12 protein-coding genes are annotated in these 17087 nt (G+C 35.4%); 11 read left to right on the forward strand and 1 reads right to left on the reverse strand.

The genetic code is table 11. The features are described from left to right. Positions 1–33: 33 nt before the first annotated feature. Positions 34–3375 carry a GH36-type glycosyl hydrolase domain-containing protein gene (locus tag RT261_RS08770; protein ID WP_313131871.1) on the reverse strand — a complete coding sequence of 1114 codons (3342 nt, stop codon included), beginning with the start codon at positions 3373–3375 and terminating at the stop codon, positions 34–36. A 331-nt stretch (positions 3376–3706) separates the two neighbouring features. Between RT261_RS08770 and RT261_RS08775 the strand changes: the two genes are divergently transcribed. From RT261_RS08775 to RT261_RS08825, 11 genes are all read left to right on the forward strand, one after another. After that, positions 3707–4639: an ABC transporter permease gene (locus tag RT261_RS08775; protein ID WP_313131874.1), complete on the forward strand. Its 933-nt coding sequence runs from the start codon at positions 3707–3709 to the stop codon at positions 4637–4639. Positions 4640–4655: 16 nt separating this feature from the next. Next, on the forward strand, positions 4656–5567 hold the full coding sequence (locus RT261_RS08780; RefSeq protein ID WP_313131877.1) for a carbohydrate ABC transporter permease: 912 nt from the start codon (positions 4656–4658) through the stop codon (positions 5565–5567). Positions 5568–5751: 184 nt separating this feature from the next. Further along, complete coding sequence (locus tag RT261_RS08785; RefSeq protein ID WP_313131880.1) at positions 5752–7317, forward strand: ABC transporter substrate-binding protein; 1566 nt, start codon at positions 5752–5754, stop codon at positions 7315–7317. A 170-nt stretch (positions 7318–7487) separates the two neighbouring features. Continuing rightward, on the forward strand, positions 7488–8528 hold the full coding sequence (locus RT261_RS08790; protein WP_313131882.1) for a LacI family DNA-binding transcriptional regulator: 1041 nt from the start codon (positions 7488–7490) through the stop codon (positions 8526–8528). 38 nt (positions 8529–8566) lie between these two features. Then, positions 8567–10771, forward strand: coding sequence for a beta-glucosidase BglX (gene bglX / locus RT261_RS08795; protein ID WP_313131883.1), 2205 nt, complete (start codon positions 8567–8569; stop codon positions 10769–10771). 390 nt (positions 10772–11161) lie between these two features. Continuing rightward, positions 11162–12442, forward strand: coding sequence for an SLC13 family permease (locus RT261_RS08800; RefSeq protein ID WP_313131886.1), 1281 nt, complete (start codon positions 11162–11164; stop codon positions 12440–12442). A gap of 80 nt (positions 12443–12522) precedes the next feature. Next, positions 12523–13206 (forward strand): DUF3298 and DUF4163 domain-containing protein, encoded by a 684-nt coding sequence (locus RT261_RS08805; protein ID WP_313131889.1) that lies wholly within the window; start codon positions 12523–12525, stop codon positions 13204–13206. Between the two features lie 270 nt (positions 13207–13476). After that, the gene (locus RT261_RS08810; protein WP_313131891.1) at positions 13477–13872 is read left to right on the forward strand and encodes an NUDIX domain-containing protein; all 396 of its coding nucleotides are present in this window, start codon (positions 13477–13479) and stop codon (positions 13870–13872) included. Between the two features lie 147 nt (positions 13873–14019). Further along, on the forward strand, positions 14020–15294 hold the full coding sequence (locus tag RT261_RS08815) for a dihydroorotase (RefSeq protein WP_313131894.1): 1275 nt from the start codon (positions 14020–14022) through the stop codon (positions 15292–15294). A gap of 281 nt (positions 15295–15575) precedes the next feature. Next, positions 15576–16508, forward strand: coding sequence for an orotidine-5'-phosphate decarboxylase (gene pyrF, locus RT261_RS08820; RefSeq protein ID WP_313131896.1), 933 nt, complete (start codon positions 15576–15578; stop codon positions 16506–16508). A gap of 72 nt (positions 16509–16580) precedes the next feature. Continuing rightward, positions 16581–16934: a hypothetical protein gene (locus RT261_RS08825; RefSeq protein ID WP_313131898.1), complete on the forward strand. Its 354-nt coding sequence runs from the start codon at positions 16581–16583 to the stop codon at positions 16932–16934. Positions 16935–17087 lie beyond the last annotated feature (153 nt).

Below are 17087 nucleotides of genomic sequence, written 5' to 3' on the forward strand. Positions count from 1 at the left end.
GATATCAAAATCTGCTGCTTATATTATTATATTTTATTGCTTTAAGTAAATATGAAATTCCTTGTCTTTCTCTGCTGCATCTAAGAAATCCGCCATTAAAATTTCAAATCCGCCATTTCGATAATGATTTTTCACGTAATTACCAGGAAGTTCTTTGCTGCCTGATTTTATACAGATAGGCTGCTCCATGCTATTATCTATATGATAGTTAAAGCAGACAGTCTTTCCATAGCAAGTATATTGAAAGGAAACACCATCTAAATCCTCTGTTATAACAGGATCTATGTGGATAAAATTATGTTTAAAGCGAATTCCCAGTAGATCAGCTATAATTCTACGAATATAAATCCCTGGGCCGCTGGAATATAGTCTCCAGCCACCTTTTACACATATGTCACCGGTTCTTAATTTGTCAAAATTAGCTGCATATTCATAACGGTCATAGAAACATCCTTCTGAGCTGCTATAATAAACATTGCTTTGACGTGTTAGTGCATTTGGTACATACTTAGTAAGCAGGACAGGAGTAATACGCATCAGTGCATCCCAAGCTTTTTCGGCCATTCCTAATGTGGCAGTGGCTTCGATATAACGAATATGTGCATGAACATATTGCAGACTAATTTCCCTGCCTACATTGGCTGCCTGTTCCGCTCTTAAGAAGATTTTACTGATTCCCCCATTATAGCTGGCAGGATGATCCATTAGGCGGACACCGTCGGGGCATGATAAATGCTGGTCGATAATCTCCAGGTTGCGGGCTGCCAGTTCAGGTTCTGCCAATTGCGCAATGATACTTCTGGTCAGCGGCAGCAAACGATACTGAATAGAGGTTTCTGTATCACTTGGATGCAGCATATATTTCATATGTTCTTCGGACTCTCTGTAAAGAAAGCCTGCTATAACTCCATCTTTAATCAGATACTGATAGAATGAATCTTTAATTTCCGCTGCCATGTGGGAAAGGTCTTTTACAAAAGCTTCATCCGTATCGCATATAGTTTGACTGAGCAATTCCAGGGTCTGCATAGCAAGTGCCTGAGTCCAAGCGCTTACCAGGTTATCTCTTAACTTACGGCTGGCTGGTTGTAAGGTGTCGTCCCAATCACCCCCAGCATAGGAGATAAGAGCAGTACCGGAAAGATAACGCTTCTTTATGGTATATACTGCACGCTTTATATGAAGCAGTATTGTTTCAGGCTTGTTAGCAGGCAATGCATTCTGTGAGGTTCGATAATCTACAATTTCTTCCAGAATGGAAGTATCTCCGGTAGCCTGTATGTAATCACTGATGGCTTTTAACGGCCAGAATACCACATCTCCATGACAATCTTCCTGATGCATAGGATAACGGTCAAACATAAACCATTGAGGCCACTCAAAAACTTGATCAATCTGATGAGAGAATAAGTTTAATAATATATCCCGTACAAGAGGATAATGCTGAGTAGTTAAGAAAAATTCCAATGGACCCTGACACACATCACGGGTACCCCAAGCTGCACCACCGGACTGCTCAAGCCCGTGTGGGGAAGCAAAATGGATTAAAGCGTCATGTGCATACCAGTATATAATGGCGTTTAATTTCTGTGCTGTAAGGGGAATACCATTTGGTGTACTTAACTGAAAATTGCATGTTAAGTCGTCATAGTATTCATGATAAGCTTCCTTTTGAGCCGGGTAATCGTAGTTATCCAGGAAAGAAATTTCATTTTCATTATCGTAGCCTTGCATTACAATATCAAAGTTGGAACTGTCCGGTATTACAACAGACAAAAGGGATTGATTTATAGTGGCATTATCTTCAAAGAAAATACTATCATCTGTTATGGTACTGTCTTCAGGGATTCTCATACGAAAATGAAGATCAGGATAAAAAGAATTTGTAAAAGCATCCGGGGATGGATGAATTTGTACAATATTATCTTCTTTTTCTAGTACAATTTCGTTTTCATATTCATTTGGTCCGGCAGTAAGTTGATGGGTAATAATAAAATCATATTTTTTGTTATTAACAGATCTAACTTTTAGAACTATCTCTGGTCGGTTATACATAGCAAATGTGGTTATGATTAAAACGTCCTCATCCAGCTGATAGTACCAGGTACTTCCTGACACATCCATTTCATAGGCTGCGGGTAATGTAAGTTGTCTGTAGAAATCTCCGATTTTTACATAAATTCTTTGTCCACTGTTTTTTTCAACATTTAATAACCCTCTATGATTGGATAGCAGCTTATTATAAGTTGTATTACCCACTACCAGTTGACAGTTAAATACACCATAGATATAGTTAGTAGAGCTGACCAAACCTTGCGGAACCTTTGTTAAATCAAAATTTGTTAAAAGAATATGCCCATGTGGGCGCTCTGTTATCAATTCTTTTGATTGTAAAACCACATGACTATTTGTGGAAGTAAAAAAGGAAAGTAATGAATCACCTTCTTTTTCCTCCAATAACCTACGAGGAAAGTATTTATTTACTTGTTCCATATTCCATTGCTCAGAAGCGTATGGGATTCCTGTTTTGGTAAGAGAGGGCACTTTAACAGGCAGGAACTTCTGGGATTCATTAAATGAATAGGCCTTATGTAATTCCTGCACATATTCTATTTCTTTGATAGCTTCCGGATGATTGGATTTGCAGATACCATAAAAAGAAAATTGTTTCCTACCGGATAAGGAAAATACTTCTGTTTGAAGAGCGGTATGTGACAATTCATATTGTTTGTTTTTACTGGGAAGATTGCCAAGCAGTGCTTCCGGAATATTTGTTTTTTTATAAGAAAGGCCAAAAAACTGTGTGCCATCTGTAGAATAGGCTACAGTACGTATGCCAAGGCTTCCTTGCTGAAGATAAGGATAGGTTCCTTCTTGTTCTATGTTTTGCCTGGAACAGATAACATATCCGCAATCTCCTTCAAAAATACTATGGCCTAAATATTGAGCTACATATAGTTCGTTTGTATTTACACTTCCCTTTGAGCCAATTCCGATGTCCTGAGAATAGATAATATCCGCTTTGTTACATTCACCGCTTAAAGAGATATCCCAAAACCAGATGCCATACGAAGTTAAGCGAAAGGTAACAGTATAGCTGATTTGTTCCGCAGTTCCTTCAAAAACAAGGGAAGAATTACTTGCTTTTAAACTACTTTTGGATGCTAATCCGATTAATGGATAGAAATTAATAGAATTATCCTTGTATATTCGAAGGTATATATTATTGGTTGAACCGTCTAATGTATTACCTCGAAAAGCATTAATCAGAATGGATTCGTGAATCCATTCAAAACTGTCTCCTCCGGGTAAGAAAGTAAAATTGCTGTTACCATTTTTTAAAGTTATTGGAGCAGACAAAGTTTTTAGTATCATATAGTAACCTCCTTCATAAAAATGAGTGGAAACATTTCCAATTACAAAGAAGTATACAAGAACATAAATTATATGTCAAGAATAATTAGTGATTATGATATAAGAAACGGATTTAAAGAAATATATTAGAAAGAATAGAAAATAGCAGCTGATAACAAGAGTTGGTTAAAGTGCATAAAAAAAAATAATATATATTAATATAATTAACATATTGACAAAAAAACTGGAATAGATTATTATAAACATATCAAAACATAAGGAAACGTTTCCAATTACTTTTTCATTAATCTTATTTCCTAGTTTTGATAATAAAAAGAATGGAGGAACGGAATTGAAAGTAAAGCAGGGTTTCCGTGTATTTGGAAAAGAAATACGTAGGAATTGGGTTATGTTCCTTATGCTTTTACCGGCAATTATTTATTTTATTATATTTTCTTATATCACAATGCCGGGAGCATATGTTGCCTTCGTCAACTACAATCCCACAAAAGGAATTTTTGGAAGTGACTTCGTAGGTTTCAAAAATTTCGAATTTTTAATCAAGAATGGTGATCTTTGGAGAATAACAAAAAATACATTATTATACAATGTGGTGTTTTTAATTTTAAGCCATTCTTTTCAAATTGTATTGGCTATTATGTTATCTGAAATAACCGGTAAATATTTTAAAAAAGTATCACAATCGGTAATTTTACTCCCTCACTTTATTTCTTACGTTGTAGTTGGAGTTTTTGCGTATAACTTTTTTAATTATGATAACGGATTTATAAATTCCATCTTGGTAAACATGGGTATGGAAAGATTCCCTTTTTATACGAATCCAGGGATATGGAAATACATAATTGTCTTTTTCTACATGTGGAAGACTACCGGATATGGGATGATTGTATATTTGGCAGCTATTACAGGTATCAGCGGTGAAATTTATGAAGCTGCCTATATAGATGGAGCCAGTCGTTTTCAGAGAATTCGTTATGTGACGATTCCCCTTCTAAAACAGACCTTTGTTTTATTAGTATTATTTGGTCTGGGAGGCATTTTGCGAGGATCTTTTGATTTGTTTTATAACCTGATTGGTACCAATTCACTCCTTTATCATCAGACGGATATTATTGATACTTATGTTTATCGTAGTTTAATTGGTTCCTTTAACTTTTCATCCAGTGCAGCTGTAGGTCTGTATCAGTCTGTGTTTGGTTTGATTCTGGTTCTGACTATTAATATGATAGTTCGAAAGTTAGAACCGGAAAGTGCATTGTTTTAATAAAAGGAGGCAGAAGATGAAAAAAAGTCATCAAAATGGTAATTCCATCAAAATGAGCAAAGGTAATCGGACTTTGAATATTATTTGCTATGTTGTAGTGGGAATATTTGCTATAACTTGCCTTTTTCCATTTGCGTTAATGATTTCTTCTTCCTTTATGAAAGAAAAAGAAATTGTTGCAGAAGGGTACAAGTTATTCCCGAAAGAATTAAGTATTGCTGCTTATAGATATTTACTGGATAATCCAACAAAACTTATTAATGCCTATAAAGTTACGATTACAACTACTGTAGTAGGAACTGTGCTTGGCTTAGGTGCTATGTCTATGGCAGGATATGTACTTAATCGTAAGGATTTTAAATATCGAAATTTCTTTTCCTTTTTTATTTACTTCACTACTTTATTTAGTGGTGGTTTAGTACCGACTTATATTTTAAATGTAAGATATCTTCATTTAAAGGACAGTTTATGGGCAATGATACTTCCGGGACTGGTTAGTGCCTGGTCCATATTTTTAATGAGAAACTTTATGAAATCCATACCGGATGAATTGTATGAATCCGCCATGATGGACGGGGCAGGTGCTTTTACCATATACAGGAAAGTGTTTATGCCCTTAGCTATTCCTTCATTAGCCACCGTAGGACTATTCCTTGCTTTAGGCTACTGGAATCAATGGTATAGTGCCAGCTTATATATTGATACTCCATCCAAGTATCCACTGCAATATTATCTGCAAAAGATGATTAATCAAACAAATATTGAAGCTTTAACAAGCCAGGGACATTTTATTGATGCTGAAACTTTGCCAACCCAGTCCGTAAAGATGGCAACAGCAGTATTAACTACGGGACCGATTATCTTATTATACCCATTTGTTCAAAAGTATTTTGTAACCGGTCTTACTATGGGTTCCGTAAAAGGGTGAGTAATTTAACCTCATCAGGGAAGAGGATTTGCCGGTTTAGCAGGAGTTAGGGTTCCTGAAATGCCACATAGTGGAAATGAGGTTAGAGCAAGCAGCGTAGGCGAATTGTAAATATACGCTTTAATTAGAAATTATAGGCTTTACTTTTGAGTAGTAGGCTTATAAAATAAAAGGAGGAAAAAGTATGAAATTAAAAAAAGTTATGTCTGGTATTTTATGCCTTGTTATGGCCATCACGCTATTAGCGGGATGTGGAAAAAAGGCACCAACCAATGAAACAGGAAATCAGACTGAGAAAACTGAGAACAAGTCTGAGGGGGATGTGGATTTATCCGAGCATGTAACACTTGTTATGTATCTTTATGGTTCAGCAGGGGTGGCTAATGAAGATATTTTAGCAGAAATTAATCGTAAGCTGACAGAGGATATTAATACATCCATTGAAGTTAAGTATATTGACTGGGGTGATATCGGCACAAAGTATCCGCTAATCTGGGCATCCAATGAAGCCTTTGATATGGCATATGCTTCCGTTAACACAGCTGTACCATTCTACACATTGGCAAAGCAGGGTTCTTTATATGATATTACTGATATCGTTGATAAGTATACCCCTACATTGAAGGAAACAGTTCCAGAATCAAGCTGGGCTGCAACATCCTCTGAAGGTAAAATCTATGGAGTACCTACTCTTGGTTCCGGTTATACCAGTACTGGATTTGTTTACAATAAGGAAAATTGTAAGAAATGGGGAATTAGTGAAGTTACAGATTTAGAATCCATGATCGCATATTGTGACGCTTCCGTAGCTCATGGCATTTATCCTTTCAATGGTAATGCTGATATCTTTAGGGATTTCTATAAAATGCTGATTGAAACTACTGGAAACTGGGTTCCAGCTCCTGGAATATCAACAGAAGAAATGCATTTAGTAACTCGTGATTATAATAATTATAAAGATATTGTACACCCGGCATTCACTGATGAATTTGCACAGTTTGTGACTATGATGGATGAATGGGAAGCAAAAGGCTATTGGCCTAAGGATATTTTATCTTCTTCAACCGGTGATAAAGAAATGTATAAGAATGGTCAATCCTCTTCTTATATAACACATCTGGGAGACTGGACAGGAAACTTTATAAATATTCATGGTAAATTAGCAGATCAGGATATTGATGCATGGTATTTTGCAGAAGATCATAATAAAATAATGAAAAGTTCTCCGGCACAGGATATCACAGTTGTGAACGCTAATTCAAAATATCCGGAAAGATGTGTTATGGCAATTGAAAAGTTCTTAACAGATCAATCTTACTACAATTTATGGCAGTCCGGTATTGAAGGACGTCAGTACGAAATTGTAGACGGTTATCTTGAAAAACCTGCTAATTATGATGAAAGCGTTGATGCAGGCGGTTTTTCAGCATGGGCATTCAGCAACTCTGAATTCAAGATTCCACTAAGAACAGAGCATCCAAGCCGCTATGTAAAAATGGATGAATGGAGTAAGACATACCTTAGTGATCCTTACACAGGATTTAGCTTTGATTCTTCCAAAGTAAGCACGGAACTTTCAGCTATTTCTAATGTAAATTCAACACTTGGTATTCAGCTTATGTTAGGTAAGACAGATAATGTAGAAGCTGCAATAGAAGAATATAGGAATCAGTTAAAGAGAGCAGGTATTGATACAGTTATAGAAGAAGTAAATAGTCAATTAGAATCCTTTACACCTGCTGTAAAATAAACCAATAAAAGAGCTGTTGCATAATAATAATTCGCATTCCGGGTACAAATATGAATCAAGAATGCCGGTTTTTGCAACAGCCTCTTTTAAATAAAAATATTTTAGATGAAGATTTTATCTTGGTAATATATTTATCCGGATAATGTATTTATCTATACTGGAGGTACATGATGGCAAATATCAATATTAAGGATATAGCAAGATTATCGGGTGTAGGTATTGCGACAGTTTCTCGTGTAATAAATCAGACAGGATCAGTTAGTGATAAAACAAAAAAGAAAGTTATGGATGTAATTAATGAATACAATTACATTCCGAATAACAATGCCCGAAATCTAAAATTGACTCAATCTGAAAATATTGCACTGATTGTCAAGTACATGTCCAATCCATTTTTTATTAAAATGATGGATGTAATTGAAATTGAAATGGCATCCAGAGGATATCCGCTTTTGATACAGAACGTAGATGAGACATCCGATGAACTTGACACTGCAATCAGTGAATCTATGCATAGTAATCTATGCGGAGTAATTATTATGGGAGGTTCTTTCTCTTCTTATACGGAAGCAAAGTTTAAGCAGCTTGGAATTCCATGTGTTCTTCTTACAGTAAGTTCAGAAGGAAATGTTGACCCATCCCTTTATTCCAGTGTGATTATTGATGATGAAATAGAAGCCTATAAAGCGACTAAATATTTGATTGAAATGGGACATAAGAATATAGGATTCTTATACAAAGATGTAGCCGGTTTGGTTACTCCGAACATATTGCGATATCAGGGATATAAAAGAGCATTAGAAGAAAGTGGAATACCCGTAGATGATAATTTAATCTCTACTGGAATACCTGTAAATGGTTCCGGTTTTCGCGCAGGCTTCCAGACTATGAAGCAGTTAATGCAAAGAAATCCTTCCATGACTGCTGTTTTTGCCTTTTCCGACGTATTGGCAATTGGAGCTGCAAAGGCTGCATTGGCTAACGGAAAGAAAATACCGGAGGATTTATCCATTATAGGATTTGACGGAATAGAAATGACTGAGTTTTATAATCCGGCTTTGGATACTGTATACCAGCCTGCAACAGAAATGGCTTTATCTGCAGTATCATTGTTGCACGGAATGATGAACGGAGAGAGATCACAGCATATGGTGTATGACTCTGTAATTTTAAAAAGAGGTTCCGTTAAAAAAATACAAGAGATAGAATAACACATTATAGTACTGTGTATGACAGAAAGGAACGTGCAATGGAGCAACAGAAGTTAAAAGATTTAGTTGGAGACATGAGTCTTGCAGAGAAAATAAATCAGCTCTTACAAGTGACCAGCGGATTTTTCATAGATGAAACAGTGCTTACAGGGCCAATTAGAGAAAATGGAATAACAGAAGAAAGTATTTCACAGGCGGGCTCTGTAATTGGTTTATTAGGTGCAAAACAATATAAAGAAATACAAGATGCTTATATAGAAAAACATCCTCATAAGATTCCATTATTAATTATGATGGATATTATCAATGGATTTCGGACCATATTCCCTATACCCTTAGCACAAGGGGCTACCTTCGAGCCAGAGTTATCCAAAAAATGCGCAGAGATAGCAGCCAGGGAATCTGCTGTTTCCGGAGTCCATGTTACTTTTGCGCCAATGGTTGATTTAGTCAGGGACGCCAGATGGGGAAGAGTAATGGAATCCACCGGTGAGGATACAAAGTTAAACAGTGACTTTGCAACTGCAATGGTAGAGGGTTTTCAAGGTAATAATGTAGGAGAGGAATACAAAATTGCCGCTTGTGTAAAACATTTTGCCGCATATGGAGCTCCCACCGCAGGAAGAGAGTACAATACGGTGGAACTTTCAGAGAATACCCTTAGAGGTTATTATCTTCCGGCTTATGAGGCTGCTATAAAAGCCGGTGTAGAGATGGTAATGACATCATTTAATACATTAAATGGAATTCCATCTACCGGTAACAAGTGGCTAAATAGAGATGTACTGCGGGATGAGATGGAATTTGATGGTGTATTAATATCTGACTGGGCAGCCATTGAAGAAATGCAATATCATGGATATGCAAAGGATCGTAAAGAAGCAGCAGGAATGGCCATGAATGCCGGTGTAGATATTGATATGATGACAGGTATATACAGCAAAAATCTTGCTTTACTTATAGAAGAAGGGACCGTTAAAGAAGACCTGTTAGATGAGGCAGTTCTTCGTATACTTAACTTAAAGAATAAATTAGGCTTATTTGAAAATCCTTATAAAGATGCAGATGAGATAAAGGAAAAAGAAATTATACTGTGCGAAGAACACAGACAGGTTTCCTTGGAAGCGGCGGAAAAGTCCTTTGTTTTATTAAAAAATGAAGAGGTATTGCCTTTAAAGAAGAAAGAAAAGGTGGCATTCATTGGTCCATTTGTTCAGGAAAAGGAGATATACGGTGCCTGGTCCATGCTTGGAAGACCGGAAGATACCGTATCAATAGCGGATGCGGCAGGGAAGTATAAAATGGATTATGATCTGACTTTTGCCAAAGGATGTAACATTCTTGGAGAGGAAGATAGAAACCTAATTCCGGAGCTGCATTATAATAAGATAATGCAGGAAGACTGTGAAAGATTACGAAAAGAAGCAGTGGAAATAGCTAAGAATGCAGATAAGATAATATTAGCATTAGGAGAACACCGTTGCATGTCCGGTGAAGCTGCCAGCAGGGCAGATTTAACTTTACCGAAAGAGCAGGAACAATTGCTTCATGCTATATACGAAGTAAATTCTAATATTGTGGTAATTCTTTTCACTGGCAGGCCTTTGGATTTACGGGAAATATCAGAAAAATCAAAGGCAATATTAAATGTATGGATGCCCGGAACAGAGGGAGGCAATGCTATTCTTAATGTCCTTATCGGAAAGGTAAGTCCCAGCGGTAAATTACCTATGAGTTTTCCATACTGTGTAGGTCAGGTACCAGTTCATTATAATGAGTATTTTACTGGCCGTCCTTATGATCCGAAAACCAGAGAAAAGGAATATAAATCTAATTACAGAGACATTCCCAATAATCCTCTTTACCCCTTCGGATATGGACTTAGTTATGGAAAGTTTCAATATTCTAACCTTAAGTTAAGTAAAGATATTATGTATGAAGGAGAGACTCTGGAGGCATATGTTACTTTAAAAAATGAAGGAGAATATGAGGGGACAGAAACCGTCCAGTTATATATTAGAGACTGTGTAGGCAGTGTGGTTCGCCCTAGAAAAGAACTGAAAGGTTATCAGAAGGTATATTTGCAACCTGGCGAAGTGAAAAAAGTGACTTTTCAGATTACGGAAGAAATGTTACGATTCTGTAAGGGGGATTTAACCTTTGGCAGCGAAAAAGGTGAATTCCATGTATTTATTGGCACCGATAGCAATACGGATGAATATGTATCCTTTGAATTAAAATAGGGACGTAAATTGTAATAAAGCTATTTGCTCATCATGTAATAAAACAATGTATTTGTAAAGAATCTGATTTATAATTATCATAAAAAATTGTTGCAAAAACCTATGCTGAAACTTTTGTAAAAGCATAGGTTTTTTGCTATATTTCTGAAAGAATGCAAAAATGTTCTTTTGAATAAAAAGCAGTCTTTTTCAAAATTCAGAATATGATTTTTATAAATAAAAGTTGAAAATATATACGAAAAACAGCTAAATTTGTTGAAGAATAATCATCCGTATGTTATAATCCACAAGGACTATTTACTATAATAACTATAAGGAGGAGAAGCGGGTAATTATAATATTTTAATTAGTTATAAGAGTTGATAATACATAAGACTTAAGGAGAAAGACATGGAAACAAAAACAATAGCAATTATACTATTTGCGCTTACTTATTTAGCTTTATTAATATTCCCTAAAATAAGAGCTTATATAGCTTTGGCATCTGCAGCCATTTTTGTGATTTTAGGAATACTGCCAGTAAATCAGGTACTAGGTACCGTGGACTGGAATGTAATCCTAATGATTGCAGGTACCATGGGTATTGTAACTTTATTTATTGAATCAAAAATGCCATCTTTATTGGCAGATTTTATTATAGAAAAAACTCCAAATGTAAAATGGGCAATTATTTCTTTAGCATTATTTGCGGGATTTATTTCTGCCTTTGTTGATAATGTTGCTACCGTATTAATGGTTGCTCCGGTAGCTTTAACTATAGCTAAGAAACTGAATATGTCTCCGGTACCAAGTGTTATTGCAATTGCAATATCCTCTAATCTTCAAGGTGCGGCAACTTTAGTAGGTGATACCACCTCTATCCTGCTTGGCGGTCATACAGGTATGAACTTTTTGGATTTCTTTTTCTTTAGAGGCAAACCAAGTTTATTCTGGATTGTAGAATTAGGAGCTTTGGCATCAACTGTTATTTTATTAGTTATATTCAAAAAAGAAAAACAACCGGTTAAAACAATGGAAAGAACAGTAGTTACAGATTATTTTCCTACAGTGTTATTAGTAGGAATTGTTGTCTTATTAATTATTGCTTCTTTTATCCCTATGGAATATAAACCGGAGATTATTAATGGTTTAATCTGCGTAACTCTTATGGTAATTGGTGTTATTCGTAAATTTATCGTAGAAAAAGATACAAAAGTATTCAAAGATGTTTTGAAAGAAATTGACTATACAACCATTCTTTTGCTGGCAGGTTTATTCATTGTTATTGGTGGTATTAAAGAAGCAGGTGTGATTGAAGACATTAGTAAACTTTTCATAAAAGCAAGTAAAGATAATGTATTTATTATATTCACACTACTGGTTTGGGCTTCCGTTTTAATTTCAGCTTTCATTGATAACATTCCATATGTTGCCACTATGTTACCGGTAACACAGGGAATTGCAACTGCATTAAATATTGACCCTTATATTTTATACTTTGGTTTGTTGATTGGAGCTACACTTGGAGGTAATATTACCCCTATTGGAGCATCTGCTAACATAACAGGTATTGGTATTTTACGTAAAGAAGGTTATGAGGTTAGTGCAAAACAATTTATGAAAATAAGTGTACCGTTTACATTAGCAGCTGTTGTAACAGGATATGTTCTAACCTGGTTAATCTGGAGTTAGTTTTATTTGAAATAAAAGATGAAGTAACATCGTATAATATTATGCATAAGCTAACTTAGATAGATTCCAGGGAGAAGTATATGCTAAGTTATGAGATTCAGGTAGAAGAAGTAGAAGTAAAGGGCATTCTGTATTATAAAGATAACGTTATACTTAATTATACGATCCGTTATCCTCAATTTACATCTAACAAGTTTCGTTTATTTATTCAAGAAATAAACGAGTATTACCGAATTCGTGTATTACTCTTTGAGAATGACCAAATACAGGAACTATATAATTTGGCAAAAGAGCAGTATGAGGATTCCTTAAAGAATGATTTTCCCTTTCATCCCTATGAAGTAGTGACGGAATTCTCTGTAACTTATAATCAAAACTGCTTCCTTAGCTTGTATTCGGATACCTATGAATATACCGGGGGTGCCCATGGAAATACGACAAGAGAGTCGGACACATGGGATTTGAGACATAGAAGAAAGGCTAAGATAAGTGATTTTATTTCAGCTAAAGATTTAAGGGAATTCCTAATAAGGAACATTCTAAAGCAAATTGAAGAGGAAATACGAAGCGGGAATAATGTGTATTTTGAAGACTACAAAAATCTTGTAGAAGAAAACCTGAATATAGATAACTTTTATCTAAGCAACGAGGGATTGGTTATTTATTTCGGGTTATATGAAATTGCACCTTATGTAAGTGGAATTCGTACTTTTACCATTCCCTATACAACAGAGGGGGTAATTCCTCCCTGCTGTGCTGAATAATTTAAATGAGAAGGGTTATATTTTTAGCTTGGAAACTTCTATATGAAGATGAGCAGAAGCTTAAAATGATAACCCTTTTTCTTGCCACAGATTAATGCTAGAGGAAAATAAAAGATAAATATAGCTTAATAAATACTTTAAGGATTAGAATGAAAACATTTTAACAGGATGGAATAATCAGTTGTATTCATAAGGTAGTTCGGTTATAATAATTTTAATAAGAACAACTATGGGATTATAAGATGATCTTATGTTAGAGGAGGATACCCTATGGAAAAATATAAAATAATGGTAAAAGGGATTGTTCAGTACGAGGACAAGTATTTAATTATTAAAAAATGGTATGACGATAGAATTGGAAACCCTTTTCAATGGGAATTTATTGACGGCAAAATTGAATTTGGCGAAATCCCTGATAAAGGTGTAGTTCGTCTTATTTTTGAAAATACAGGATTATCCGTGCAAATTAATAAAATACTATATACATGGTCTTTTATGGTGGGAGATACTTGTAATATAGGTATAAGTTATTTATGTATGTCCGGTTCCGATGTAGTAGTTCTTTCCGAAGATTTAAATGATTACAAGTGGGTTACAAAGAATGAATTCGATGATTACATAGAAAACAAAGCAATTCTGGAGGATATAGAAAGAGCAGAATTATAAAAGTTGATTTCTTAATAGTGAAGTATATATTCTGAGCTGATTTTAAATACATTAAATTAGCTCAGAATTTCTGAATAATGCTTCCGGACTTTTCTCATGTTAAACAGAGGCTGTGTTTTCGTATTAAAATGAAAGGATGGTTCCATTTTGTCAATTTTAATTAAAAATGGGTATGTTTTAGACCCGTCAACCGGAGTAGAAGGTAAAAGAGATATATTCATAAAGGAAGGTATCATTACGAAAGTAGCTTCTGATATCAGTGAAGATGCAGAGCGGGTTATTGACGCGGAGGGCATGTATATAATGCCGGGATTTATTGATTTACATGTACATTTGAGAGAACCTGGATATGAGTATAAGGAAACAATAGCGACTGGTGCCATGGCAGCAGCAAGGGGTGGTTTTACTACTATATGCCCTATGCCTAATACAAATCCAACCATTGATAACAAGCATATGGTAGAATATTTACTTTTAAAAGCCAAGAGAGAGGCCTGTGTAAATATCCTTCCAATTGGTGCAGTCACAAAAGGGCAGCAGGGACATGAGCTTACAGATATAGAAAGTATGGCAAAGGCCGGAGCAGTTGCATTAAGTGAAGATGGAAAGTCAGTTATGAATACGGCTCTTTATCTGGATAGCATGAAACAAGCCAAAGCCGCCGGAATACCAATATTCGCCCATTGTGAAGACAAGGATTTGGTTCGCGGGGGAGTTATGAATGAAGGTGCAAAATCGGATGAATTAAATTTGCCAGGTATTAGTAATGCGGTAGAAGATGTGATTGCCGCAAGAGATATTATTATGGCAAAAGAAACAGGCGCACAACTGCATTTGTGCCATTGTTCCACAAAGGATAGCATAACTTTTATTAAACTGGCAAAAGAAGAGGGACTGCCTGTTACCGGAGAAGTATGCCCTCATCATTTTACCTTATCTGATGAAGATATACCGAGAGATGACAGCAATTACAAAATGAATCCTCCTTTAAGAAGTAAGGAAGATGTACAAGCTTTAAAAGAAGCTTTAAGAGACAATATTATGGATGTAATCGCAACAGATCACGCTCCTCATAGTGAAGCTGAAAAAGAAAAATCAATGGCAGAATCACCTTTCGGCATTGTAGGATTGGAAACGGCATTTGCATTGACCATGAGTGAACTTGTGAATACTGGATATTTAACTCCAATGCAAATGGTAGAGAAATTAAGTACCAACCCTGCAAAGATACTAGGAATTGACAAGGGAAGTCTAGAGGTAGGTAAAGTTGCAGATATCACTATTGCCGATCCGAAAGAAGAATACACTATTGATGTAAATGAATTTGCTTCAAAAGGAAAAAATTCACCTTTCCATGGCAGAAAAGTAGTTGGAAAAGTAAAAACTACCATTGTTGCAGGTGAAATTGTTTACAAAGAATAATAGGGAAAAATAATAGAAATAGAAAATAATAGAAATAGAAAATAATAGAAATGGAAAATAATAAAAAGAAAATAATAAAAAGAAAATAATAGAAATAAAAAATAATAGAAATAAAAAGTAATAGAAATAAAAAGTAATAGAATAAGAATTGTTAATGGTATAATTTAGAACTTTCAACAAGGCCAATCTTTGAAAAATTATAATATAGAACATGTAAATTATAGATTTCAGCTGTTTAATTATAGTTAATCAATTATTTTACAAATATATATGGAGGAATTATGATCGATAAGTTAATAAGAAAAATAGAAGAAAACAAAGCACCCATTGTAGTTGGATTAGATCCCATGTTATCCTATATACCGGAACATGTAAAAGCAGCAGCCTATAAAGAAAAAGGGGAAACCCTGGCGGGAGCAGCAGAGGCAATCTGGCAGTTTAATAAGGCTATTGTAGATGCCACTTATGATTTAATACCTGCGGTAAAACCACAGATTGCCATGTACGAGCAGTTTGGAATAGAAGGCTTAATCGCTTTTAAAAAGACCGTTGAATACTGTAAAGAAAAAGATCTGGTAGTAATCGGTGATATCAAAAGAGGTGATATCGGATCAACATCAGCAGCATATGCAACCGGACACTTAGGCAAGGTACAGGTAGGAAGTAATTCTTTTTACGGATTTGATGAAGACTTCGTAACCGTAAATCCTTATCTGGGTTCTGATGGTGTTGTACCATTTATAGATGTATGCAAAGAAGAGAAGAAGGGCTTATTCATTCTTGTTAAAACCTCCAATCCTTCCAGTGGAGAATTCCAGGATCAGCTGGTGGATGGAAGACCCCTATATGAATTAGTAGGCGAGAAAGTGGCTCAGTGGGGGGAACTCCATATGGGAAGCGAGTACAGTTATATCGGCGCCGTAGTTGGAGCAACTTATCCGGAAATGGGTAAAATATTAAGAAAAATAATGCCAAAAACCTATATCTTAGTTCCTGGATATGGTGCCCAGGGCGGAAAAGCAGAAGATCTGGTACACTATTTTAATAAAGATGGATTGGGTGCAATTGTAAATTCCTCCAGAGGTATCATCGCAGCATATAAACAAGAAGTGTATGCTAAATTTGGACAAACTGCATATGCAGATGCTTCCAGACAGGCCGTAATAGATATGCGGGAAGATATTATGAGCGCACTTACCAATGCAGAAAAGTAATCAGTATAATAAAAATTTAACCATTTTGGCAGATAAACATATATTATAATAATGATATATTAGTGGTGAATTATGGAAACAGAAAGCTATTCAATTTCATTTTTTGGACTTGACCCACAATATTATACCAATGATATTATCGGAGATATTTGGAATACAGCAGCAGTTAAAGTTTATCAGGAAACCGGTATTAGCATTACAGGGGAGGTACATGAAAGATATTTTGTTAGGCCAGACATTGGAGAACTTAACGGCAGCATCATTTTTATGATTGAAAGTAAAAAAGTTCCCGATGAGGAAGTAACTGCCCAGGATTACTGGAATGCATATAGGGATGTTGTTGAAGAAGCTAGAAGTAGTTTAGGAAATCCCAGCATGAGTCTTACAGTAGAGACAATTAATATTACCTATTTCGAAAAAATCTAACTTAAGTCGAGTGGTAGAAAATACCACTTAACTAAAAAATGTACAAGCAATATAAAAACATCCGTCTGCTGAGTGCATAGGTGTCATTTGAATGTGAGTTAAATAAAAATTTAGACTACTAACAATAGTACACTTTGCCCAATATGGGGTATT

Source organism: Anaerocolumna sp. (genome assembly GCF_032079385.1).
Classification (GTDB): domain Bacteria; phylum Bacillota; class Clostridia; order Lachnospirales; family Lachnospiraceae; genus Anaerocolumna.

Bases quoted from the DNA above. Each gene is read 5' to 3' on its own strand.
- RT261_RS08770 (WP_313131871.1), bottom strand. From the start codon at position 3,375: ATGATACTAAAAACTTTGTCTGCTCCAATAACTTTAAAAAATGGTAAC.
- RT261_RS08780 (WP_313131877.1), top strand. From the start codon at position 4,656: ATGAAAAAAAGTCATCAAAATGGTAATTCCATCAAAATGAGCAAAGGT.
- RT261_RS08785 (WP_313131880.1), top strand. From the start codon at position 5,752: ATGAAATTAAAAAAAGTTATGTCTGGTATTTTATGCCTTGTTATGGCC.
- RT261_RS08790 (WP_313131882.1), top strand. From the start codon at position 7,488: ATGGCAAATATCAATATTAAGGATATAGCAAGATTATCGGGTGTAGGT.
- bglX (WP_313131883.1), top strand. From the start codon at position 8,567: ATGGAGCAACAGAAGTTAAAAGATTTAGTTGGAGACATGAGTCTTGCA.
- RT261_RS08800 (WP_313131886.1), top strand. From the start codon at position 11,162: ATGGAAACAAAAACAATAGCAATTATACTATTTGCGCTTACTTATTTA.
- RT261_RS08805 (WP_313131889.1), top strand. From the start codon at position 12,523: ATGCTAAGTTATGAGATTCAGGTAGAAGAAGTAGAAGTAAAGGGCATT.
- RT261_RS08810 (WP_313131891.1), top strand. From the start codon at position 13,477: ATGGAAAAATATAAAATAATGGTAAAAGGGATTGTTCAGTACGAGGAC.
- pyrF (WP_313131896.1), top strand. From the start codon at position 15,576: ATGATCGATAAGTTAATAAGAAAAATAGAAGAAAACAAAGCACCCATT.
- RT261_RS08825 (WP_313131898.1), top strand. From the start codon at position 16,581: ATGGAAACAGAAAGCTATTCAATTTCATTTTTTGGACTTGACCCACAA.